The 23,224-nt window shown below is 71.1% G+C and carries 19 protein-coding genes and 1 pseudogene; 4 read left to right on the top strand and 16 right to left on the bottom strand.

The genetic code is table 11. The annotated features are described in order from the left end of the window. The first annotated feature begins 324 nt into the window (after window positions 1-324). Window positions 325-1,767 carry a DEAD/DEAH box helicase gene (locus HQN59_RS15210; protein WP_176069972.1) on the top strand — a complete coding sequence of 481 codons (1,443 nt, stop codon included), beginning with the start codon at window positions 325-327 and terminating at the stop codon, window positions 1,765-1,767. A gap of 147 nt (window positions 1,768-1,914) precedes the next feature. On the opposite strand, the gene HQN59_RS26835 is transcribed toward HQN59_RS15210, so the two are convergent. The 4 genes from HQN59_RS26835 to HQN59_RS15190 form a co-directional block, all read right to left on the bottom strand. Next, a complete protein-coding gene (locus tag HQN59_RS26835; protein ID WP_176069971.1) occupies window positions 1,915-2,796 on the bottom strand; it encodes a transglutaminase domain-containing protein in 882 nt (293 codons plus the stop codon). Between the two features lie 7 nt (window positions 2,797-2,803). After that, complete coding sequence (locus tag HQN59_RS15200) at window positions 2,804-3,151, bottom strand: FKBP-type peptidyl-prolyl cis-trans isomerase (RefSeq protein ID WP_176069970.1); 348 nt, start codon at window positions 3,149-3,151, stop codon at window positions 2,804-2,806. 75 nt (window positions 3,152-3,226) lie between these two features. After that, window positions 3,227-4,141 carry a tRNA glutamyl-Q(34) synthetase GluQRS gene (gluQRS, locus tag HQN59_RS15195; RefSeq protein WP_176069969.1) on the bottom strand — a complete coding sequence of 305 codons (915 nt, stop codon included), beginning with the start codon at window positions 4,139-4,141 and terminating at the stop codon, window positions 3,227-3,229. Window positions 4,142-4,214: 73 nt separating this feature from the next. Further along, the gene (locus HQN59_RS15190) at window positions 4,215-5,231 is read right to left on the bottom strand and encodes a LysR family transcriptional regulator (RefSeq protein ID WP_176069968.1); all 1,017 of its coding nucleotides are present in this window, start codon (window positions 5,229-5,231) and stop codon (window positions 4,215-4,217) included. A 110-nt stretch (window positions 5,232-5,341) separates the two neighbouring features. Between HQN59_RS15190 and HQN59_RS15185 the strand changes: the two are divergent. Next, window positions 5,342-6,057, top strand: a pseudogene (locus tag HQN59_RS15185) (pirin family protein). A gap of 113 nt (window positions 6,058-6,170) precedes the next feature. Further along, window positions 6,171-6,638, top strand: coding sequence for a DoxX family protein (locus HQN59_RS15180; protein WP_246294942.1), 468 nt, complete (start codon window positions 6,171-6,173; stop codon window positions 6,636-6,638). 73 nt (window positions 6,639-6,711) lie between these two features. On the opposite strand, the gene egtB is transcribed toward HQN59_RS15180, so the two are convergent. Both egtB and HQN59_RS15170 read right to left on the bottom strand, forming a co-directional pair. Continuing rightward, window positions 6,712-8,055 (bottom strand): ergothioneine biosynthesis protein EgtB, encoded by a 1,344-nt coding sequence (gene egtB / locus HQN59_RS15175; protein WP_176069967.1) that lies wholly within the window; start codon window positions 8,053-8,055, stop codon window positions 6,712-6,714. Further along, window positions 8,006-8,794 carry a sulfurtransferase gene (locus HQN59_RS15170; protein ID WP_176069966.1) on the bottom strand — a complete coding sequence of 263 codons (789 nt, stop codon included), beginning with the start codon at window positions 8,792-8,794 and terminating at the stop codon, window positions 8,006-8,008. Before HQN59_RS15170 ends, egtB begins: the two co-directional genes overlap by 50 nt. A 41-nt stretch (window positions 8,795-8,835) precedes the next feature. Here HQN59_RS15170 and dnaE point away from each other — a divergent pair, with 41 nt between their 5' ends. Then, window positions 8,836-12,336, top strand: a complete 3,501-nt coding sequence (gene dnaE / locus HQN59_RS15165) for a DNA polymerase III subunit alpha (RefSeq protein WP_176069965.1) — start codon at window positions 8,836-8,838, stop codon at window positions 12,334-12,336. A gap of 57 nt (window positions 12,337-12,393) precedes the next feature. Here the strand turns inward: dnaE and HQN59_RS15160 are convergent, their stop codons facing one another. From HQN59_RS15160 to pheA, 10 genes are all read right to left on the bottom strand, one after another. Then, window positions 12,394-12,906, bottom strand: coding sequence for a ComEA family DNA-binding protein (locus HQN59_RS15160; RefSeq protein ID WP_176069964.1), 513 nt, complete (start codon window positions 12,904-12,906; stop codon window positions 12,394-12,396). Between the two features lie 73 nt (window positions 12,907-12,979). After that, window positions 12,980-13,978 carry an ADP-glyceromanno-heptose 6-epimerase gene (gene rfaD / locus HQN59_RS15155; protein ID WP_176069963.1) on the bottom strand — a complete coding sequence of 333 codons (999 nt, stop codon included), beginning with the start codon at window positions 13,976-13,978 and terminating at the stop codon, window positions 12,980-12,982. Window positions 13,979-13,993: 15 nt separating this feature from the next. Beyond that, window positions 13,994-14,929 (bottom strand): D-glycero-beta-D-manno-heptose-7-phosphate kinase, encoded by a 936-nt coding sequence (gene rfaE1 / locus HQN59_RS15150; protein ID WP_176069962.1) that lies wholly within the window; start codon window positions 14,927-14,929, stop codon window positions 13,994-13,996. After that, window positions 14,926-16,101, bottom strand: a complete 1,176-nt coding sequence (lapB, locus tag HQN59_RS15145; protein WP_176069961.1) for a lipopolysaccharide assembly protein LapB — start codon at window positions 16,099-16,101, stop codon at window positions 14,926-14,928. Before lapB ends, rfaE1 begins: the two co-directional genes overlap by 4 nt. Continuing rightward, entirely contained in the window at window positions 16,091-16,402 is a 312-nt protein-coding gene (locus tag HQN59_RS15140; protein WP_176069960.1) for a LapA family protein, read from the bottom strand. Before HQN59_RS15140 ends, lapB begins: the two co-directional genes overlap by 11 nt. A gap of 370 nt (window positions 16,403-16,772) precedes the next feature. After that, window positions 16,773-17,111 carry an integration host factor subunit beta gene (locus HQN59_RS15135; RefSeq protein ID WP_246294941.1) on the bottom strand — a complete coding sequence of 113 codons (339 nt, stop codon included), beginning with the start codon at window positions 17,109-17,111 and terminating at the stop codon, window positions 16,773-16,775. 77 nt (window positions 17,112-17,188) lie between these two features. Next, window positions 17,189-18,907 carry a 30S ribosomal protein S1 gene (gene rpsA, locus HQN59_RS15130; protein ID WP_425342732.1) on the bottom strand — a complete coding sequence of 573 codons (1,719 nt, stop codon included), beginning with the start codon at window positions 18,905-18,907 and terminating at the stop codon, window positions 17,189-17,191. Between the two features lie 132 nt (window positions 18,908-19,039). Next, a complete protein-coding gene (locus HQN59_RS15125; RefSeq protein WP_176069958.1) occupies window positions 19,040-21,055 on the bottom strand; it encodes a bifunctional 3-phosphoshikimate 1-carboxyvinyltransferase/cytidylate kinase in 2,016 nt (671 codons plus the stop codon). A 71-nt stretch (window positions 21,056-21,126) separates the two neighbouring features. Continuing rightward, the gene (locus HQN59_RS15120) at window positions 21,127-22,011 is read right to left on the bottom strand and encodes a prephenate dehydrogenase (protein ID WP_176069957.1); all 885 of its coding nucleotides are present in this window, start codon (window positions 22,009-22,011) and stop codon (window positions 21,127-21,129) included. A 63-nt stretch (window positions 22,012-22,074) separates the two neighbouring features. Next, complete coding sequence (gene pheA, locus HQN59_RS15115) at window positions 22,075-23,184, bottom strand: prephenate dehydratase (protein ID WP_176069956.1); 1,110 nt, start codon at window positions 23,182-23,184, stop codon at window positions 22,075-22,077. Window positions 23,185-23,224 lie beyond the last annotated feature (40 nt).

Raw genomic sequence — 23,224 nt, 5'->3', positions numbered from 1 at the left:
TCGTTCGAGTCCGTGGGACACGGGAAAACCCGATCTCGGATATAATCGTGGGCTTGCCGCAGAACAGCGCGGCAACTCGTTCATCCCCTCTGACCTCATCGGGTCGCGGCCACGTCCATCCGGACGCTCAGCGGCGCAGCCCGGATCCCTCGGGACGGTCGGCGGCGATGCCGTCGCTTCGACCGTTCCTGATGCCGCCCGCCCTGGGCCGGCCACGGGCGTTCTCCTCCAGCGACTGACCGGGTCGGCGCGATCTCCGCGCCGGCTGTGCGCTTCCCGCGCGGCTCGGCCGCGGGGGCGTGCACGCATGAAGAAAGAAGACTCATGAGTTTCGATACCCTCGGCCTGAACCCGGCCCTCGTCAAGGCCGTCGCCGATGCGGGCTATACCGCCGCGACCGAGGTCCAGACCCGCTCCATCCCGCTCGCGCTCACCGGCGCCGACCTGATGGTCTCGGCCAGCACCGGCAGCGGCAAGACCGCGTCGTTCATCCTGCCGGCGCTCGAGCGCGTGCTCGCCGCGCGCGGCGACAACGCCAAGCGCCGCGAGAAGGGCGTGATCTACGGCCCGCGCGTGCTGGTGCTCACGCCGACCCGCGAGCTCGCGATGCAGATTGCCAAGGCGGCCGGCATCTACGGGCGCCACGTGCCCGGCCTGCGCGTCGCCACGGTGGTCGGTGGCGTGCCGTATCCGGCGCAGATCGCCGCGCTGCGCGGTCCCCTCGACATCCTGATCTCGACCCCGGGCCGCCTGCTCGACCACCTGCAGACCGGCAAGGCGGTGCTCGAGAACGTCGAGGTGCTGGTGCTCGACGAAGCCGACCGCATGCTCGACATGGGTTTCATCGACGACATCACGACGATTGCCGACCACGTGCCGGCGACGCGTCAGACGGTCATGTACAGCGCGACCTTCGCCGGCCACGTCGGCCGTCTCGCGCAGAACCTGCTGCGCGACCCGCAGCGCGTCGACGTCGCCTCGCACACCGACACCCACGAGAACATCGAGCAGCGTCTGCACTGGGCCGACAACGCGAACCACAAGAACGCGCTGCTCGACCATCTGCTGACCGAGCGCGAGATGGAGCAGGCGCTCGTCTTCACGAGCACGCAGCGCGATGCCGACTGGCTGGCCGACCGCCTGGCGGACATGGGTCACGCGGTCGCGTCGCTGCACGGCGGCATGCCGCAGGGTCGTCGCAACCGCGTGCTGCAGGGCCTGCGCTCGCGGCAGCTCAAGGTGCTGGTGGCGACCGACGTCGCGGCGCGCGGCATCGACGTGCCGACGATCAGCCACGTGATCAACTACGGGCTGCCGATGAAGGCCGAGGACTACGTGCACCGCATTGGCCGCACCGGCCGCGCCGGTCGCAACGGCCTGGCGGTGACGCTGGCCGAGCGCATGGACGCCGGGATGATCCGCCGCATCCAGCAGTTCACGACCCAGTCGATCCCGGCCAAGACGATCGTCGGCCTCGAGCCGAAGTCGCCCGAGCCGAAGATGTTCCCGCCGCGTGCCGAAGGTCGCTTCGACGACCGTCGTCCGGGTGGCGGTCGGCCGTCGTTCGGCAAGGCGCCGGGCCGTGGTTTTGCCTCGAAGCCGTTCGCCACGCGCGACGGCGCTGCGCCGGCGCGCGATGCGCGCAGCCCGTTCGACCGTGCCCCGGCCGGCCGCAGCGAAGGCTTCGCCAAGGCGCCGCGCAAGGCCTTCGGCGACAAGGGCGGCTTCAAGGCGCCGCGCGCCCGCTCGGACGGCTACGGCCGCTGAGCGAGCAGCGTCAGCAACGCCGGCTCTGAGGCCGGCGTGAACGGGGGATCGGTCGAGAGGCCGGTCCCCCGTTTGTCTTTGTGGAGCCGGTACGGCTCCTCAGCTGCCGCGCTCGAAAGCCGGCGCGCACGTGCCGCCGGCGCGGCCTCAGCGCTGCGTCACCTCGACGCTGACTTCCATCCCGATGTAGTCGTCGCTCTCGCCGTACCAGCAGCCCGAGATCGGGGCCGCCTGCGCGGGGTCGCGAGCGACCCCGACGCGGATCAGCTGGCTGCTGCCGAGCAGGTTGTTGGTGGGGTCGAAGGGCACCCAGCCGGCCCCGGGCAGGTAGACCTGCAGCCAGGCGTGGGTCTGCCCCGAGCCGACCGTGCCCGATGCGGCGGCGCCATCGAGCGCGGGGTCGTAGATGTAGCCCGAAACGAACCGCGTCGCATAGCCGAGGCGGCGCGCCGCCTCCATCATGAGCAGGGCGTAGTCGCGGCACGAGCCGCTGCCGAGCTCGAGCGTCTCGTTGGGCGTCTGCGTGCCTTCCTCGTCGCGCGCGACGTACTTGAAGTGGTCGCGGATGTGCTGATTCATCTCGATCAGCAGCTCGCGGGTGTGCGTGGGTCCGTCCTGGCGGATGAACTGGCGCGCCCAGGCGGTGAGCTCGCCGTCGGGGTCCTCGTGGTTCGGGCGCAGGTAGTGCTCGAGGTCGAGGCGCTCGCTGAGCGCATAGGCGAACGGATAGAGCTCCGCGCTCGGGCTGAGCGGCAGCTCGAGGTTGAGGCTGTGCGCGTGCTCGATCGCGAACGTGCAGACGATCTCGAGGCGGTCGGCCGGCTCGGTCGGCTGGACGAGCGCGACCGAGTTCGACAGCGGGTCCTGAATCAGCCGGATCGTCGCGTGCGGGCTCACCTCGAGGTCGGTCGCCAGCACGCGCAGGTCGTGGCTGTCGCGCGGCCGGAACATCACGCGATGTTCGCCGAAGGTCACCGGCTGCTTGTAGCGGTAGACCGTCGTGTGCGTGATGTCGTAGCGGATCGGCACGGGCGTCTCAGGCGTCGAGCAGCTCGACCTCGAACATCAGCGTCGCGTTCGGCGGGATGACGCGGCCGGCACCCCGTGCGCCGTAGCCGAGCGCCGGCGGGATGACGAGGATGCGCGTGCCGCCGACCTGCATGCCCTGCACGCCTTCGTCCCAGCCGCGGATCACCATGCCGGCGCCAAGGTCGAACTCGAACGGCTCGCCGCGGTCCTTGCTCGAATCGAACTTGGCGCCCTTGACGCCGTCGTTGTAGAGCCAGCCGGTGTAGTGCACCGCGACGCTGTGGCCGGCGCTCGCGACCGCGCCGCTGCCCTGCACGGTGTCTTCGTATTGCAGTCCTGAATCGAGCGTTTGCATGGTTGTCGTGGGAAGTGCGGAACCCGTGATGATGACAGGGCAGCGCGCCGCCCGAGGCGAGCGCCCGGCTTGGCGTCAGGCCATCGGCGCGAGCCACTGCACGCGCCACGCGGCCGTCGCTCGCTCGAGCCACTCGGCAAGCGTGGTGCCGGGAACGTCGATGCCGAGCCGCGCTCCCGCCGAACGGAGCGCCGCCAGCGGGTCGGCGAGGTCGACGGCGGCGGCGCCGGTCTGCTTCGAGAGCTTGCTGCCGTCGGGGTTGCGGACGAGCGGCGTGTGCAGGTAGCGCGGGGTGGCAAGGCCGAGCCGCCGCTGCAGGAAGATCTGACGTGCCGTGTTGTCGGCGAGGTCCTCGCCGCGCACCACGTCGGTGATGCCCTGCGCGGCATCGTCGACCACGACCGCGAGCTGGTAGGCCCAGAAGCCGTCGGCGCGCCGGAGCACGAAGTCGCCGACGAAAGCCGCGACGTCCTGGCACTGCGGTCCGAGGCGGCGATCGTGCCAGGCGACCGGCACGGGGTCGCATGCGGGGCCGCTCGTCGGCCCGGGCGTCGGCGCGACCCGAAGCCGGAACGACCGTGCCGGCTTGCCGCCGAGCCCGCCACGGCAGGTGTTCGGGTAGACGAGCTCGCCGACGGGGCGGGCGATCGCTTCGCCGCGCGCCGTGAGCGCGGCCGCGACATCGCTGCGCGAGCAGCCGCACGGATAAGCCCAACCCTGCTCGACGAGGCGGTCCAGCGCCGCCTGGTAGTGATCGCCCCGCGTCGACTGGTAGAGCGGCGGCTCGTCCGGACGCAGGCCGCAGCGGTCGAGCTGCTGCAGGATCAGCTCGGCGGCACCCTTCATCTCGCGCGGCGGGTCGACGTCCTCGATGCGGACCAGCCAGCGGCCGCCGGCGGCGCGCGCGTCGAGCCACGAGGCGAGGGCGGCGACCAGCGAGCCGGCGTGCAGCGGCCCGGTAGGCGACGGCGCGAAGCGGCCGATCACCATGCCGCGGCCCAGAGTCGGCAGGCGATCGGCGCGGCGTGCCGCCGCCGATGCACGCGTCGCGGCACCGCCCCGCTCACGCCAGCCCCAGCGCCGCCGGGTTGCCGTGGCGCTCGAGCAACGCCCGCCGCGTGGTCGGGCTCTCGAGCTGCTCGAGCCACCAGCGCAGCGCGAGTCCGAGGCCGGCGTGGTCGCCTTCCGGGCCGGCGGTTTCGGGCGCGCGCCAGGCGTAGCCCATCGCCACCGGACGCAGCGCGCGCTGCACCGGTTTGGCCACCAGCCGGCCGGCGTCGATGTGGACGCGCGCGAGCGGCTCGGGAACGAAGCCGCAACCGAGGCCGCGCAGCTGAGCGTCGATCTTGACCTGCATGCTGCTGACGGTGAGCACGTCCTGTTCCGGGAGCAGGTTGACGGTGAGCGGCGTCAGACGCTGCGCCGAATCGGCGACCGCGACGGCGCGGTGGCGCGCGAGCTCGGCGTCGCTGATCGGTTCGCTCGCGGCGGCGAGCGGGTGGTGCGGCGCGACTGCGAACACGAACCGCACGCTGCCGAGCTCTTTCAGGCGGATGCCGGGCGGCAGCAGGCGATCGCTGCCGACGCCGATCGCGAGGTCGACTTGCCCGGTGACGAGCGCCTCCCAGGTGCCGGCGAGCACCTCGGTGCGCAGCTTGAGTCGCGTCGAGTGGGTCCCGGCGCCGCTCGCGCCGCCCGAGAGCGACGCGCACGCCGCGTAAAAAGCCTCGCAGAGCTCGAGCACCGTCGGCCGCGAGAGGATGCCGTCGAGCGCGATGCCGAGCTGCGTCTCCCAGCCGGTCGCGACCCGGCGCACCCGGTTGGCAACCGCGTCGATCTGCTCGAGCAGGCGCCGCCCTTCGTCGAGCAGTTCCTGGCCGGCCGCGGTGAGCCGGGCCTGGCCCGAGCGGCGGTCGAACAGCAGCACGTCGAGCGCGTCCTCGAGCTGGCGCACGCTGTAGGTCAGCGACGACGGCACCTTGCCGAGCGCGCGTGCGGCCGCGGCGAAGCTGCCGGTGCGCGCGATGACGTCCATCATCGTGAGCGCTTCGGGGGTGAGGACGTTACGACCGGCAGACATCGGGATCCTGGGACGGCGTTCATCTTATTTGAACGCTTGCTTCACGTCGCCTCGACGGCACGGCACCTCGCGGCTCCTACAGTGAGGCCATCGCGACTTCAGGAGTTCTCATGGTCACGCTTCGTTCCGCTTCCGACCGCGGCTACGCCGATCACGGCTGGCTCAAGAGCTTCCACAGCTTCTCGTTCGCCGACTACTTCGATCCGAAGGAGATGGGCTTCGGCAACCTGCGCGTGATCAACGAGGATCGCATCGCGCCGGGCAGCGGCTTCGGCGCGCACGCGACATGGAGATCGTGAGCTACGTCCTCGCGGGCGAGCTCGCGCACAAGGACAGCCTCGGCAACGGCGGCCCCAACGGCCAGCCGGGCGTGATCCGTCCCGGCGACGTGCAGCGCATGAGCGCCGGGCGCGGGGTGACGCACAGCGAGTTCAACCACGCCGCCAACGCGACGACGCACTTCCTGCAGATCTGGATCCAGCCCACCGAGCGTGGCATCGCGCCCGGCTACGAGCAGAAGCACTTCGACGAGGCCGACAAGCGCGGGCGGCTGCGCCTCATCGCCTCGCCCGACGGCCGCGACGGCTCGGTGACCATCCACGCCGACGCGGCGATCTACAGCGGCCTCTTCGACGCCGACGAGCGCACCGAGCGCGCACTCGACCCCGCGCGCAAGGCCTACGTGCACGTCGTGCGCGGCAAGGCGCGCGTCAACGGCCAGGCGCTCGGCGCCGGCGATGCCCTCAAGATCGAGGGTGAGCCGACGCTGACGATCGAAGAGGCCGACAACGCCGAGATCCTGCTGTTCGATCTGGCGAGTCACTGAGCAGCGCCTGCAGCCTCGGCTGCAGGCGCGCGCCGTGCAACGCCTGAGCGCACCGACCCGGCCGCGCCAGCGTTGGCGGCCGACACGATTTCCCTCAACCAAGCCACCGTGCCATGAACTCGATGAACCCTTCGATCGCCAACCGCTCCGCCGCTTCCTACGCCGCCGGCGGCTCCTCGCTGAACGACACGCTCGCGCTGGTCGGACGAATCCTGCTGGTCGCGATGTTCGTGATGTCGGGCTTCGGCAAGATCGGCGGCTTCGACGGCACCGCCGGCTACATCGCGTCGAAAGGTCTGCCCATGCCGCAAGTCGCGGCGCTGGTCGCGATCGTGGTCGAGGTCGGCGCCGGCCTCGCCATCGTGTTCGGCCTCTTCACGCGCACGTCGGCGCTCGCGCTGGCCGTGTTCACGCTCGTCGCGAGCCTCTTCTTCCACAACTTCTGGGCCATGCCGGCCGAGCAGCAGATGATCCAGAAGCTGATGTTCCTGAAGAACATCGCGGTGATCGGCGGCCTGCTGGTTCTCGCGGCGTCGGGACCGGGTCGCTTCAGCCTCGACGCGCGCCGGCGCGCGGCCTGATGCTCAGGGCGGCGTGACGGCGGCTCCAGCGCCGTCACCGCGGCACGGGCTGCGGGCGGCGGCGCCGCCGGCCTCAGCCGACGTCGCGCGCCAGCCGCACCCCGCTGAACTGCCACTGCGCGTCGGGCGGAAAGAAGTTGCGGTAGCTCGCACGCACGTGGCCTTCGGGGGTCGCGCACGACCCGCCGCGCAGCACGAACTGGTTGCACATGAACTTGCCGTTGTACTCGCCGACGGCACCGGGTGCCGGCCGGTATCCGGGGTAGGGCAGGTAGGCCGAGCCGGTCCACTCCCAGACATCGCCGAACATCTGCACCGGCTGGGTATCGCCAGTCACGGCGGGCGGCAGCGGGTGGTACGCGCCCCGATCGGCGAAGTTGCCGCGCACGCCGCCGGCGAGCCGGCGTGCCGCGTGCTCCCACTCGGCCTCCGTCGGCAGCCGCGCGCCGGCCCAGCGCGCATAGGCGTCGGCCTCGAAGTAGCTGAGGTGGCAGACCGGCGTGTGCGGGTCGATCTCGACCACGCCGTGCAGCGTGTGGCTGAGCCAGCGCGCGCCGTCGCGACGCCAGTAGAGCGGCGCCGCGCGCGCGCCAGCCTGCACCCAGTCCCAGCCCATCGACAGCCAGAGCTCGGGCCGGCGGTAACCGCCGTCGTCGATGAAGGCGGCGAAGTCGCCGTTGGTGGCCGGCCGCGACGCCAGCTCGTACGGCTCGAGCCACACGCGGTGGCGCGGCGCCTCGTTGTCGAACGCGAAGGCGCCGTCGAGCCCCGGATCGTGTCCGATGCCGACCAGGCCGCCGGGTAAGCCGAACCAGGCGAGCGGCGCCGGTTGCACCTGCGCGATCGGCCAGCGCTGCGCGTACGCCGGCGCCAGCGGGTTGAGGCTGAACGCGTGCTTGATGTCGGTGAGCAGCAGCTCCTGGTGCTGCTGCTCGTGTTCGAGCCCGAGCGTGACGAGCGCCTCGACCGCCGATGCGGCGTCGGGCGGCAGCGATCCTGCCAGCAGTGCCTGCATGCGTGCGTCGACGTCGCGCCGGTAGGCGAGCACCGCGTCGAGCGTGGGCCGGGTCACGAGGCCACGCTGCGCGCGCGGGTGCTGCGCGCCGACCCCGTGGTAGTAGCTGTTGAAGAGGACGCGGAACGCCGCGTCGTGCGGCGCGAAGTCCGGCTCGAAGCGCTCGAGGATGAAGGTCTCGAAGAACCAGGTGACGTGCGCCAGGTGCCACTTGGCTGGGCTCGCGTCAGGCATCGACTGCACCTGCGCGTCTTCGGGGGAAAGCGGTGCCGCCAGCGCAACGGTGCGGTCGCGCACCGCGCGAAAGCGCCGCGCCAGCCGTTCGGCAGCGGCGGGCCCGCTCGGGCGTGCGTCAGGCAGGCTGGCCCGCGATCTCTCGAGTCGTGACGCTGGGGTGCTCATCGGAGGCTCCTCGGGGGCGCAGTGCCGTGTCGACGGCGCCTCGTTCGTCGAAGACGACGCAGTGGCCGTCGTAGTGGGTGCTGCCGCTCGCGCGCAACAGCGCAAGGATGCCACCCTCGAGCTGGTAGACGCGGTCGAGGCCCGCGCTCACCATCTCGAGCGCGGCCTTTTCGCAGCGGATGCCGCCGGTGCAGTAGGCGACCACGGTCTTGCCGCGGAGCGCCGCTCGGTTCGCCGCCAGCGCCTCGGGGAACTCGCTGAAGCGGCCCAGGCGCCAGTCGAGCGCGCCCTTGATGCGGCCTGCGTCGACCTCGAAGGCGTTGCGGGTGTCGAGGATCGCGATCGGGTGCCCGGCGTCGTCGAGGCCCGCGTCGAGCCAGCGCCCGAGCGTGGCGGCGTCGACCGCCGGCGCGCGGCCGCGCTGGGGCGCGATCGAGCCGCGATTCATGCGGATGATCTCGCGCTTGACCTTGACCCCAAGGCGCCGGAACGGCACCCGGTCCGACTCGGTTTCGGTGGCGGCGAGGCCCGCGAACGGCGGGTGCGCGCCGAGCCAGGTCATGAAGCCGCTCAGCGCGTCGGGCGCACCGGCAAGCGAGAGGTTGATGCCTTCTGGGGCCAGCAGGACGGTGCCCTTGAGGCCGCGCCGGCGCGCCTCGGCTTCGATGGTGGTGCGCCAGCCGGCGACGTCGTCGAGCTCGACGAAGCGGTACGCACTGGCGTTGAGGGTTCGCGTCACCGACGGATTTTACGAAACCCCGCTTTCGTAAAATCCCGCCAATGCCCTTCGTTCACCTGCGTACCCACACCGAATATTCGGTCGTCGACGGCACGCTCAGGGTCGACGATGCCGTCGCCGCGGCGGCCGCCGACAACCAGGGCGCGCTCGCGATCACCGATCTCGCCAACCTCTTCGGCGCGGTCAAGTTCTACGGCACGGCCCGCAAGGCCGGCGTCAAGCCGATCATCGGCGCCGAGGTCTGGCTCGAGCCCGAACCCGGCGAGAAGACGGCGAGCCGGCTCCTTCTGCTGGCCCAGAACCGCACCGGCTACCTCAACCTCTGCCAGCTTCTGTCGAAGGCATGGCTCGAGAACGGCTCGCGCGGCCAGCCCTGGGTCGCCTGGGCCTGGCTCGACGAGTTCGCCGGCGGGCTGATCGCGCTTTCGGGCGCGGAGCTCGGCGCCGTCGGCCAGGCCCTGCTGGCGCGCGACGCCGCACGCGCCGAGACGATCGCGCGCCGCCTGGCCGCGTGCTTTCCGGGCCGCTTCTACCTCGAGGTGCAGCGCACCGGTGCGGCGTCGGCCGAGGCGCAGCTGCGCGGCGCGGTCGAGCTCGGTGTCGCGCTCAGGCTGCCGGTGGTCGCGACGCACCCGGTCCAGTACCTCACGCCCGACGACCACGAGGCGCACGAGGCGCGCGTCTGCGTGGCCGACGGCGACACGCTCGCGAACCCGCGCCGCATCAAGCGCTTCACGCGCGAGCAGTACTTCAAGTCGCAAGGCCAGATGGAGGCCCTGTTCGAAGACCTGCCCGGCGCGCTGCGCAACAGCGTCGAGATCGCGAGGCGCTGCAACCTGACGCTGGTGCTCGGCAAGCCCCAGCTGCCGGATTTCGAGACCCCGCTGGTCGACGGCGCCCGCATGCCGATGGCCGACTACTTCGGCCATGCCTCGCACCAGGGCCTCGAGGTGCGGCTCGCCCAGCGCTACCCCGACCGTGCGGTGCGCGACGCCGAGCGGCCGCGCTACGTCGAGCGGCTCGAGTTCGAGATCGCGACCATCCTCAAGATGGGCTTTCCGGGCTATTTCCTGATCGTCGCCGACTTCATCAACTGGGCGCGCGGCAACGGCTGCCCGGTGGGCCCGGGGCGCGGCTCGGGCGCCGGCTCGCTGGTCGCCTACGCGCTCAACATCACCGACCTCGACCCGCTGCAATACAACCTGCTGTTCGAGCGCTTCCTGAATCCCGAGCGGGTGTCGATGCCCGACTTCGACATCGACTTCTGCCAGGCCAACCGCGACCGCGTCATCGAGTACGTGAAGCAGCGCTACGGGCGCGACGCGGTGAGCCAGATCGCGACCTTCGGAACGATGGCGGCCAAGGCCGCGCTGCGCGACATCGGCCGCGTGCTCGGCATGAGCTACGGCCACGTCGACTCGGTCGCACGCCTGGTGCCGGCGCCGCCCGGCAAGACGGTCACGCTGCGCCGCCCGCCGGAGCCGCCGGACAACAGCGTGATCTACGCGCGCCGCGAGGCGCCCGAGATCGAGCAGCGCGAGCGCGACGAGGTCGAGGTCGCCGAGCTGCTCGCACTGGCCGAGCGGGTCGAGGGCATCGTGCGCAACGTCGGCATGCACGCCGGCGGCGTGCTGATCGCGCCGGGCAAGATCACGGACTTCTGCCCGCTCTACATGCAGCCCGGCAGCGACAGCGCCGTGAGCCAGTTCGACAAGGACGACGTCGAGGCGATCGGCCTCGTCAAGTTCGACTTCCTGGGCCTCGCGACACTGACCATCCTCGAGCTCGCGAAGACCTTCATCGTCCGCAACCACCCGGACCAGAAGGACTTCTCGTACGAGACGCTGCCGCTCGACGACCGCGCGGTCTACCGGCTCTTCACCGAAGGGCGCACCGAGTCGGTGTTCCAATTCGAATCCGGCGGCATGCGGCGCATGCTGCGCGACGCCAAGCCGAGCCGGCTCGAGGACCTGATCGCTCTCAACGCAATGTTCCGGCCGGGGCCGATGGAGAACATCCCGAGCTTTTGCGCGCGCAAGCACGGCAAGGAGGAGGTGCGCTACCCGCACCCGCTGCTCGAAGGCGTGCTCGGCGAGACCTACGGGATCATGGTCTACCAGGAGCAGGTGATGCAGGCCGCGCAGGTGCTCGGCGGCTACTCGCTCGGCGGCGCCGACCTGCTGCGCCGCGCCATGGGCAAGAAGAAGCCCGAGGAGATGGCCAAGCACCGCGAGATCTTCCGCAAGGGCGCGGCCGAGAAGGGCATCGACCTCGCGGTGGCCGACGAGGTGTTCGACCTGATGGAGAAGTTCGCGGGCTACGGCTTCAACAAGTCGCACGCCGCCGCGTACTCGCTGCTCGCGTACCAGACTGCGTGGGTCAAGGTGCACTACACGGCCGAGTTCTTCGCGGCCAACATGACGGTCGAGCTCGACGACACCGACAAGCTCAAGGTGCTGATCGCCGACGCGCGCACCTTCGGCATCACGGTCGACTCGCCCGACGTCAACCTCGGCAGCTACCGCTTCGAGCCGATCGACAGGAAGCGCGTGCGCTACGGCCTCGGCGCGATCAAGGGCACGGGGCAGTCGGCCATCGAGGCGATCCTCGCGGCGCGCGCCGACGGGCCGTTCAAGAGCATCTTCGACTTCTGCGCGCGCGTCGATCGCCAGCGCATCAACAAGCGCGTGATCGAGGCGCTCGTGAAGTCCGGCGCGTTCGATGCGCTGCATCCGAACCGCGCGAGCGTGCTGGCGAGCGTCGGCCTCGCGCTCGAGTTCGCGGACTCGCAGGCAGCGCACGCCGATCAGGGGGGCTTGTTCGACTTCGAGCCCGACGCGCACGCCGCGAGCACGCAGGAGCCCGAGCTCGTGGCCGCCGCGCCGTGGGAGGTGCGCGAGCGCCTGATGCTCGAGAAGGCGGCGCTCGGCCTCTATCTCTCGGGGCACCTTTTCGAGCAGAACGCCGACGAGGTGCGGCGCTTCGCGCGGGTCGCGATCGCCGACCTGATCGACAGCCGCGAGCCGCAGCTGCTCGCCGGCATCGTGACCGACCTGCGCGTCGTCAACGGACAGCGAGGCCGTGCCGCGATCTTCAAGCTCGACGACATGAGCGACACCATCGAGGCGGTCGCGAGCGAGGACCTGATCAACGCCTGCCGCGACCTGCTGAAGGAGGACGAGCTCGTCATCATCCAGGGCAAGGTCCAGCCCGACCGCTTCTCGGGCGGCGTGCGCCTGAACGTGCAGCAGGTGTGGGACCTCGCCGAAGCCCGCTGCCGCTTCGGCAAGTACCTGCGGGTCGAGGTCAACGGCAGCGTGCCGCCGGTCGCCGAGATGCTGCGCGAGTTCCCGACCCGGCGCGTCAGCACGGAGTACGGCGATCGCTCGGCGGGCCTTCCGATCCGCCTCGCGTTGCAGCGCGAGTTCGCGAGCGGCGAGCTCGACCTCGGCGACGCGGCGCGCTTCTATCCCACCGACGCCGCCCTGGCGCGCTGGCGCGCTGCCGCGTCGAAAGGGCGCGCCAGCGTCGTCTACGACTGACGGTCCGCTGGCGGCGCGCAACGCTGCGCGCCACCGCGCGCAGCGTTCCTCAGCGCGTCAGCGCGTGACCGCCGACGCGGCGCGGTGCACGCCGCTGGCGGCGGCCGACGCGGCCCGCTGCACGCCGGTCGCCGTCGCCGACGCCGCCCGTTGCACCCCGCTCGCGGTAGCCGAGGCGGCGCGCTGCACGCCGCTCGCGGTGGCCGACGCGGCGGTGCGGACGCCGGTCGCCGTCGCCGACGCGGCGCGGGCGGTCCCGGCCGCGGCCTTCTGCGGCACCGAGGCGTCGCTGCTGGTCGCTGCGGCCTGCGTGTAGGTGGTGCCGTTGACGGTGAGGCCGGCCGCAGAGAAGCCGGCCGCGCTCGCTTCGCCGACGCCCCGGACGCGCGACACGAGGTCGCTCCAGCTCTTGAAGTGGCCCTTCTTGCGCTCGGCGAGGATCGAGGATGAAATGGTCGGACCGATGCCCTTGATCGATTCGAGCTGGGCCTGCGAGGCGGTGTTGACCTCGAGCGCGAACGCGCTCGCCGCGACGAGGGCGAGGAGGCTGATGAGGAGCTTCTTGAACATCGATGTCCTTTCGGGCGAGTGGGGATGATGGCGTCCCTGGGCCTAACGCCGGGCGGCCGGCGGGGTTGACCGTTCAGCCCGCGTCGCTCGTGCGCAGCCACTCCATGTAGCGTGCGACGCCGCTCGCGACGTCGGCGAACTCGTGGTCGCAGCCGGCCGCGCGCAGGCGCGCGAGATCGGCTTGGGTGAAACACTGGTACTTGCCGACGAGCGCGGCCGGGAACTCGATGTACTCGATCGCGCCGTCGCGCACCATGCCGTCGAGCGGGCGCGGCGCCTCGCCGCGTGCCGCCGCGGTGGCGTTGATCACCGCGACCGCGACGTCGTTGAACGGCTGCGCGCGCCCGGTGCCGAGATTGAAGATGCCGGACACGTCCGGATGTTCGAGGAACCACAGATTCACGGCGACCACGTCGTCGACGAACACGAAGTCGCGCGACTGCTCGCCCGGGCCGTAGCCGCCGTACTCGCCGAACAGCTTCACGCGGCCGGTCTCCCTGAGCTGCTGCGCGTGGTGATACGCGACCGACGCCATACGGCCCTTGTGCTGCTCGCGCGGACCGTAGACGTTGAAGTAGCGAAAGCCCGCGACCTGCGCGGTCGACGCGTCGAGCATGCGCCGCACCACGTTGTCGAACAGCAGCTTCGACCAGCCGTAGACGTTGAGCGGGCGCTCGAACTCGGGCTCCTCGCGGAACGCCGCGCTGCCGCCGTAGGTGGCCGCCGACGACGCGTAGAGCAGCCGCGTGCCGCGTGCCTGGCAGGCGTCGAGCAGGTCCTTCGAGCAGCGGTAGTTCACGTCGAGCATGTAGCGCCCGTCGTGGACCATGGTGTCCGAGCACGCGCCCTGGTGCAGCACGACGTCGACGCGGCCGAAATCGCCGTGCCGGAAGCGCGTGTAGAACTCGCTGCGGTCGAAGTAGTCGCTGATGCGCGCGCCGAGCAGGTTGCGGTACTTGGTGCCGTCGGTGAGCTCGTCGACCGCGATGACGTCGTCGATGCCGATCGCGTTGAGTCCGTGGACCAGGTTGCTGCCGATCATGCCGGCGGCGCCGGTGACGACGACTTTCATCGCGGCTCCTTCATGTCAGGCGAACAGTTCGTCGTAGGTCGCCGTCGCGGTGCCGAACTTGCCGACCACGATGCTGGCGGCGCGGTTGGCGATCGGCATCGCAGCGCCGAGGTCGAGGCCGCAGGCGAGCATCGCGGCGAGCGTCGCGATCACGGTGTCGCCGGCACCGGTGACGTCGAACACCTCGCGTGCGAGCGCCGGCGCGTGCATGTGGCCGGCGGCGTCGAACAGCGACATGCCTTCCTCGGAGCGCGTCAGCACGATCGCGTCGATCGCGTGCTCGGCGCGCAGTGCGGCGACGCGCTCCTCGAGTTGCCGGGGGCTGCTCCAGCCGCCGATCACCTGCGCGAGCTCGGCGCGGTTCGGCGTGATCACGGTGGCGTGGGCGTAGCGCGACCAGTCGCCGCCCTTGGGGTCGACCAGCACCGGCTTGCCGAGCGCGCGCGCGGTCTCGATCATGCGCGGGATGTGCGTGAGGCCGCCCTTGCCGTAGTCCGAGAACAGCACCGCATCGTGCTCGGGGAGGGCGCGCTCGAAGTCGGCGACCATGCTCGCCAGCACCTCGTGGTCGGGCTGATTCTCGAAGTCGACCCGGATCAGCTGCTGGGCGCGGCCGATCACGCGCAGCTTGACGATGGTGTAGAGCTGCGGGTCGGTGCCGAGCAGCGCGTCGACGCCCTGGCGCTCCAGGAGGTCGCGTAGCAGGCGCGCCGGCTCGTCGATGCCGACCACGGTAAGGAGCGTCGCCGCCGCGCCCAGCGTCTTCACGTTCAGCGCGACGTTGGCCGCGCCGCCGAGGCGTTCTTCCTCCCGGTCGATGCGCACCACCGGCACCGGTGCCTCGGGCGAGATGCGGTCGACCGCGCCGAACCAGTAGCGGTCGAGCATCGCGTCGCCGACGACCAGCACGCGTGCCGCGGCGAGGCGCTCGCGAGTCGGAGCCGTCGTCATCGAAAGTCCTCCAGCCGCCGCGGCGGATACGTGTCCCAGCCCAGGCAGCCCGGGCATTGCCAGAAATAGTGTTCCGCCTCAAACCCGCAGGCGGCGCAACGGTAGCGATGGAGCGGCCGCGCGGCCCGGCGCAGCGCGACGCGCAGCGCCTGGATCGCCGCGGCGTCGCTGCTCGGCGACTCGGGCTCGCGGTCGGCGTCGCGCGCCGACGCGAGGAGGGCCAGCGCCGCGGCGAGCGTCGGGTGCTGACGCAGGTGCTCGATGAGCCGTGCGCGGCGCGACGCCGGGTCGGGATCGAGCCGCGTGATCGCGTCGAGCAGCTCGAGCGACGCGTTCTGCCGGTAGGCGCCGGCGAGCTGCTCGAGGGCCGCCGGTGCGCGGCCGAGCGCCTCGGCGCTCGCTGCGTACTCGTGGGCGACGAGGTTGAACCAGGCCGACTGCGCCGACAGCAGTGCGCCCCACGCTCGCAGCGCGCGCTCGTGCTCGCCGGCGGCGGCAGCGCGCTGGCCGGTCAGGACCAGCGGGCGCGGCGCCTGCGGCGCTGCCGCGCGCGCGTCGCGCAGGTGCGCCTCGGCGTCGTCCGGCTGATGCGCGGCGTCGGCCTCGACCGCGAGCTCGCAGAAGAAGTGCGAGATGCGGCTGGCGAACGACCCGGCGCCGCGCTGCTCGAGCTCGCGCGCCACGCCGATGGCCGCCTGCCACGCGCGCGAACGCTCGTGCAGCGAGAGCAGCGCGAGGCGCGACTCGGTGTCAAAGGCCGTGCCGGCGAGCGCCTGGTAGGCCGCCTCGGCGCGGTCGAGCAGGCCGGCCTTCATGAAGTCCTGCGCGAGCTCGTGACGGGCGCGCTCGCGCTCGGCCTTCGGCAGGTCGGCGCGGTTCAGCAGGTATTCATGCACGCGGACCGCGCGCTCATGCTCGCCGCGCCGGCGGAACAGGTTGCCGAGCGCGAAATGCAGGTCCGACGTGTCGGGGTCCTGCTGGACGGCTTCGATGAAGGCGTCGATCGCCTTGTCGTGCTGCTCGTTGAGCAGGAAGTTGAGGCCCTTGTAGTAGACCTTGGGCGTCTCGGTGACGTCGCGGCGCCACTGGCGGAAGTCCCAGCGCGACGCGACCCAGCCGAGCGCGAACGCCAGCGGCACGCTCCAGAGCAGCCACTGCAGGTCAAAGTCCATCGCGCGGCGGCAGCATCGGCTCCGGCGGCGGCGTCGGCGCGGCCACGGCCGCGTCGGCCGGCGTCGCGGTCGCGGCGCCGGCGATGCGTGCGACGCGGCGTTGCCGCCACCAGCTCGGCACCATCGCGAACACGCCGAACGCGCAGCCGAGTGCGAATGCGACCAGGACGATGAAGACCATCGGCGCGCGCCACTCGTAGCCGAAGAACCAGACGATGCGCGCCGGCTCGTTGTTGTTGAGCGCGAACGCGAACAACGTGAAGAACACGGCGGCGCGGAACAGCCAGACGAGGGTTCGCATCGGCGGCGATTCTAGGGACGGCCCGAGCGAGCCACCCTTGGCCGCGCAGGGTCGGCGGTGAAGCGGCCATCCGGCGGAGCGGGCGAAGGGTCGAATCGTCGCTGGCCCTGGCTTCCACTCGGGGAGCGCGGCGGCGTGGCCGTACACCGATCGAGGCGAGCCACGCTTCGCGCGGCGCCGCGCTGGGAGAAGGCGCAGACGTTGAGCCTGGGCAAGGTCGTGTCTCCGTGCGGGCGTGACGGATGCGAGCGCCCTCTGCGACGCGAAGCCACGGACAAAAGCCGCAGCCTGCGAGGCGAGGCCCCGAATGAAAAACGCGCCTTGCGGCGCGTCTGGAATGACTGGATCGCGCCGTCGGGCGCGACGTGCGTCAGGAACCGACGTCGTCGGCAGCAGCGCCCTTGGCGGCGTGCCGCAGCACTTCGGGAGGCAGCGCCTCCACGGCTTCCCGCAACGCCTTCCCAGGCTTGAAGTGCGGGACCAGCTTCTCGGGAATCGCGACCTGCTCGCCGGAACGCGGGTTGCGCCCGACGCGCGGCGGCCGCCGGTTGATCGAGAAGCTGCCGAAGCCGCGGATCTCGATGCGGTGACCGCGCGCGAGCGCGGCCGACATCGCGTCGATGATCGTCTTGACCGCGAACTCGGTATCGCGATGGGTGAGCTGGCCGAAGCGCTCGGCCAGCCGGATCACCAGATCGGAACGCGTCATGGCGTCGTGGCGCGCCGGGCGTGCGCCGCGCGGTCCCGAGGAACCACGCAGCGCGCCGCCGTGGCGCGCCGTCGGCGTCAGCCGTTCTGGTTCTGGTTGTCGAGCTTGGCGCGCAGCAGGGCGCCCAGGCTCGTCGTGCCGGCGTTCTCACGCTCGGACGACTGCGCCAGACGCTGCATCGCTTCCTGGTTGTCGACGTTGTCCTTGGCCTTGATCGAGAGCTGGATCGAACGCGCCTTGCGGTCGACGTTGATGATCAGGGCCGAGACTTCATCGCCTTCCTTCAGCACGTTGCGGGCGTCCTCGACGCGGTCGCGGCTGATCTCCGAGGCGCGCAGGTAGCCCGTCACGTCGTCGTTCAGCTGGATCTCGGCGCCACGCGCGTCGACCGTCTTGACCTTGCCGTTGACCACCATGCCGCGGTCGTTGACCGAGGTGTAGCTGGTGAACGGATCCGAGTCGAGCTGCTTGATGCCGAGCGAGATGCGCTCGCGGTCGACGTCGACCGCCAGAACGATCGCCTCGACCTCCTGGCCCTTCTTGTAGTTGCGGACCGCAACTTCGCCGGGTTCGTTCCACGAGAGGTCCGAGAGGTGCACCAGGCCGTCGATGCCGGCCGCGAGGCCGACGAAGACGCCGAAGTCGGTGATCGACTTGACGGGGCCCTTGACGCGGTCGCCGCGCTGCACCGTGGCGGAGAACTCCTCCCACGGGTTGGCCTTGCACTGCTTCATGCCCAGGCTGATGCGGCGCTTGTCCTCGTCGATCTCGAGCACCATGACCTCGACCTCGTCGCCGAGCGACACGATCTTGCTCGGGGCGACGTTCTTGTTGGTCCAGTCCATTTCCGAGACGTGCACCAGGCCTTCGATGCCCGGCTCGATCTCGACGAACGCACCGTAGTCGGCGATGTTGGTGACCTTCCCGAACAGGCGCGTGCCCTGGGGGTAGCGGCGCGAGACGCCGTGCCACGGGTCGTCGCCGAGCTGCTTGATGCCGAGCGAGACGCGGTTCTTCTCGGCGTCGAACTTCAGCACCTTGGCGTCGAGCTCCTGGCCGACCTGGACCACTTCGCTCGGGTGACGCACGCGGCGCCATGCCATGTCGGTGATGTGGAGCAGGCCGTCGATGCCGCCGAGGTCGACGAACGCACCGTATTCGGTGATGTTCTTGACGACGCCGTGGACGATCGCGCCTTCCGACAGGGTGGCGAGCAGCTTGGCGCGTTCCTCGCCCATCGACGCCTCGACGACGGCGCGGCGCGACAACACGACGTTGTTGCGCTTGCGGTCGAGCTTGATGACCTTGAACTCCATCGTCTTGCCCTCGAACGGGCTCATGTCCTTGACCGGACGCGTGTCCAGCAGGGAGCCCGGGAGGAAGGCGCGGATGCCGTTGACGAGGACGGTGAGGCCGCCCTTGACCTTGCCGTTCACCGTGCCGGTGACGAATTCGCCCGACTCGAGCGAGTTCTCGAGCGACATCCACGACGCGAGGCGCTTGGCCTTGTCGCGCGAGAGGATGGTGTCGCCGTAGCCGTTCTCGACCGCGTCGATCGCGACCGAAACGAAGTCGCCGGGCTGGACCTCGATCTCACCCTGGTCGTTCTTGAACTCGTCGATCGGCACGTAGGCTTCGGACTTGAGGCCGGCGTTCACGACGACGAAGCTGTGCTCGACGCGCACCACTTCGGCCGTGATGACCTCGCCGCTGCGCATTTCCGCCTTCTTCAGCGAGTCCTCGAACATGGCCGCGAACGATTCCATGCCTTCGGCACCGGCGACTTGAGATTCCATCATTGGGTATTTCCGCTGCAGCAGGGTTGCCGCAGTTGTTAGGGGTTGCGTTCCGTCGCCTCGGCGTGCCAGGCGGCACTGAGGGTAGGCGACGGGCGGGTATCTTCGCCGGCACTGCCGGCCGACGGGTGGTCAGCCGAACGGCGTGCGCGCTTGCCAGGCTGCCAGCACCTGCTCGACCGAGTCTTCGATCGAAAGGGCCGAGTTGTCGAGCAAGAGGGCGTCCGGAGCCGGTCGGGAGGGAGAGACGCTGCGCGACTGATCGCGTGCATCGCGTGCCTCGAGGTCGGCGCGAAGACTGTCGATATTAGCCGATATGCCACGCGAAATCAATTGGCGGTAGCGGCGCTCGGCGCGCTGGGCCGCGCTCGCCGTCAGGAACACCTTCAGGCGCGCTACCGGGAACACCACCGTCCCCATGTCGCGCCCGTCGGCGACCAGCCCCGGCAGGCGGTGGAACGCGAGCTGGATGTCGAGCAGCGCACGGCGCACCCGCGGCCACGCCGAGATGCGCGACGCGAGGCTGCCGATCGCCTCGAGGCGCAGCGACTCGCCGACCTCGTCGCCACCCAGCCAGACGCCGTCGGCGCCGAAGCGGAGGTCGAGGCGCGCCGCGAGGTCGGCGAGCGCCGGCTCGTCGTCCCGGTCGACGCCGGCGCGCGACGCCGCGAGCGCCGCCGCCCGGTAGACCGCGCCGGAGTCGAGCAGGTGATAGCCGAGCCGGGCCGCCACGGCGCTGGCGAGCGTGCCCTTGCCGGACGCGGTCGGGCCGTCGATCGTGAGCACCGGAATGTCGTCGGGCCGCGCGGCCGCGACGCCGAACAGCGCCTCGAAGAAGTCGGGGAAGGTTTTGCCGACGCAGCGCGGGTCGAGGATGCGCACCGGAAGCGCCGGCGCCGCGCCGGCACAGCGGCTGAAGGCCGCGAGCGCGAAGCACATCGCGACGCGGTGGTCGTCGTAGGTCTTGATCGCGCCGGCGCGCCATTCGGCGGGCGGCGTGATCGCGATGCTGTCGTCGGTGGTCTCGACCGCCGCCCCGATGCGGCGCAGCTCGGTCGCCATCGCCGCGATGCGGTCGGTCTCCTTGACGCGCCAGCTCGCAATGCCGGTGAGCCGGCTGGTGCCTTCGGCGAACAGGGCGAGCACCGCAAGCGTCATCGCCGCGTCGGGGAGGTGCTTGCAGTCGAGGTCGATCGGGCGCAGCGGCAGTGTGCCGCGGCGCACCTCGAGCCAGCCGGCGCCGCCGTCGACCTGCGCGCCCATCGCACGCGCGGCGTCGACGAAGCGGATGTCGCCCTGCATCGAGTCGAGCCCGACGCCCTCGATGCGCAGCGGCTGGCCGCCGGCGGCGATCGCGGCGGCACCGATGAAATACGACGCCGACGACGCGTCGCCCTCGACGCGCAGCGTGCGCGGCGAGCGGTATTGGCTGTTCGCGGGGATGGTGAAGCGCTGCCAGCCGTCGCGCTCGACGGCGATGCCGAAGCGCTCGAGCAGCTGCAGCGTCATGCCGACGTACGGCTTCGAGATCAGCTCGCCGTCGACGCTGATGCGGGCCGAGCTGCCGCCGGCGGTCGCGAGCGGCAGCGCGAGCAGCAGGGCGGTGAGGAACTGGCTCGACACGTCGCCGCGCACGCGGATCGCGTCAAGCGCGTGCAGGCCCGACGGCGCGGCGCCGATGCGCAGCGGCGGATAGCCCGGCGCGGCTTCGTAGTCGATGCGGCAGCCGATCGCGCGCAGCGCGTCGACGAGGTCGCCGATCGGCCGCTCGTGCATGCGGGCGACGCCGTGCAGGCGGAAGGCGCCGCCGTGCACCGCGGCGAGCACCGCCAGCGCCGCGGTGAGCGGACGCATCGCGGTGCCGGCGTTGCCGAGGAAGAGGTCGGCCTCCCGCACCGGCAGCTCGCCGCCGATGCCCCGGATGCAGACCGCCTCGCCGCTGCGCTCGACGGTGCAGCCGAGCGCCGCCAGCGCCTGCAGCATCACCTCGGTGTCGTCCGAGGCGAGCAGGCCGTCGATGACGGTCTCGCCCTCGCACAGGCCGGCGAGCAGCAGGACCCGGTTCGAGATGCTCTTCGACCCCGGCAGGCGCACCGTGCCGGCGACGCTGTCGAGCGGCGGGACGTCGAGGAAGCGGGTCGTGTACATCGATGTGCGGCTGGGGGAGCGGCGTGCGCTCGCGGGTCGGTGCGGATCGGGCGAGCGCGGCCGCCCGCGCGTCAGCGTGCGCTGCCGGGCGTCCCGGCGTTCATCTGCCAGCCCGCGCGCGCGTCGGAGGCGCTGCGGATCAGCGCTTCGAGGGCATCGGCGTTGCCGGTCCGGATGACGTGTTCCATCGCGTCGAGCGTGTGGCGGAACGCCTGGGTCTGCTTGAGGATCTCCTCGCGGTTGGCCATCAGGATGTCGCACCAGATCTCGGGGTTGCTGGCGGCGATGCGCGTGAAGTCGCGAAAGCCGGGCCCGGCGAGCGAGAGGAAGTCGCGCCCGGCCGGCTGCCGCGCCACCGAGTTGAAGTACGCGAACGCGAGGATGTGCGGCAGGTGGCTCACCGCCGCGAACGCCGCGTCGTGGTTCTCGGGCGTCATCCGCAGCACGTTCGAGCCGACCGCCGCCCACGCGTCGGTCGCCTTCTGCACCAGCTCGGCGGGCGTTTTCTGGAGCGGCGTCAGGATCACCTGGCGCCCCTGGTAGAGGGTCGCGTCGGCGCTGGCGATGCCGGAGACTTCCTTGCCGGCGATCGGGTGCGCGGGCACGAACGAGGTGATGCGGTCCTTCAGCACGCGGCGGGCGGCGTCGACGACGTCGCGCTTGGTCGAGCCGACGTCCATGACGAGCGCACCCGGCTCGATGAGCTGGCGAATCGCCTTGAAGGTCGCCTCGATCGCCGACACCGGCACCGCGATCAGGATCAGGTCCGAGCCCGCCACCGCGCGCAGCGCCGACTCGGCGCTCGCGTCGATGATGCCCAGGCGCTTGGCCTGTTCGGTCGTCGACGGCGACTTGCTGTAGCCGACCACGCGCTTGACGATCCCGGCGCGCTTGGCGGCGAGCGCGAACGAACCGCCCATGAGGCCGCAGCCGATGATGCCGAGCTGCGTGAACATCAGTCGCTTGCGGCTGCGCCGATCGTGCCGGCGGCGCTGGAGGGACGGGCCGTGCTCGTCACGTCAGTGCACGTCGACCGGATAGCTGCCGAGCACCTTGAAGAACGAGCAGGCGGCGCGCAGCTCGTCGAGCGCCACGGCGACGCGCGGGTCGTCGGGATGGCCTTCGAGGTCGATGAAGAAGAAGTACTCCCACTGGCCGGAGCGCGCGGGACGCGACTCGAAGCGGCTCATCGAGACGCCGTGCGCCTTCAGCGGCACCAGCATGTCGTGCACGGCGCCCGGTCGGTTGGTTACCGAAACGACCAGGCTGGTGCAGTCGTGGCCGCTCGGCCTGGGCAGGGTCTGCCGCGTCGGGTCGGTGACGACCGCGAAGCGCGTGCGGTTGTGCGGCTCGTCCTGGATCGCCGGCGCCAGCACGTGCAGCCCGTACTCGGAGGCGGCACGGTCGCCGGCGAGCGCCGCCAGCGTGTCGTCTTCCGCAGCCAGGCGTGCGCCCTCGGCGTTGCTCGACACCGCGCGGCGTTCGACCCCCGGCAGGTTGGCGCTCAGCCAGCCGTGGCACTGCGCGAGCGCCTGCGGATGCGCGACCACCGCCGTGATGCCGGCGCGGCTGTCGATGCGACGCAGCAGGTGATGCTGCACCAGCAGGCTGGTCTCGCCGACGATTACCAGCGGCGTCGCGAGCAGCAGGTCGAGCGAACGCGCGATCACGCCCTCGGTCGAGTTCTCGATCGGCACCAGCCCGAAGTCGGCAGCGCCGGCACTCGTCGAGCGGAACACCTCGTCGATGCTCGGGCAGGGTACCTTGACGATCGAGGAGCCGAAAAAGCCGAGCACCGCGAGCTCGCTGAAGGTGCCGGCGGGGCCGAGGTACGCCACGCGGGTCGGCGTCTCGAGGGCGCGGCACGCCGACATGATCTCGCGCCAGATCGGCGCGATCGCGGTCGCCGGCAGCGGGCCGGCGCTGTCGCGCTTGAGCGCGTCGATCACGGCCGCCTCGCGCTCGGGGCGAAACGTCGGCGAGCCCTCCCGCTTCTTCAGCGCGCCGACTTCCATCGCAAGCCCCGCGCGCCGGTTCAGCAGCGCGAGCAGTTCACGGTCGACGGCGTCGATGCGCGTGCGCAGCGCCAGCAGGCCCGCTTCGTCGAGCGGAGCGGACGGCTCAGCCATGAACGGACGCCTCTGCGGAGTGCGCGTGGTCGACGCGTGC

The sequence above is a fragment of the Rhizobacter koreensis genome (genome assembly GCF_013366375.1).
GTDB classification, from domain to species: Bacteria; Pseudomonadota; Gammaproteobacteria; order Burkholderiales; family Burkholderiaceae_C; genus Schlegelella_A; species Schlegelella_A koreensis.
This window is presented reverse-complemented; position numbering and strand designations above follow the sequence as displayed.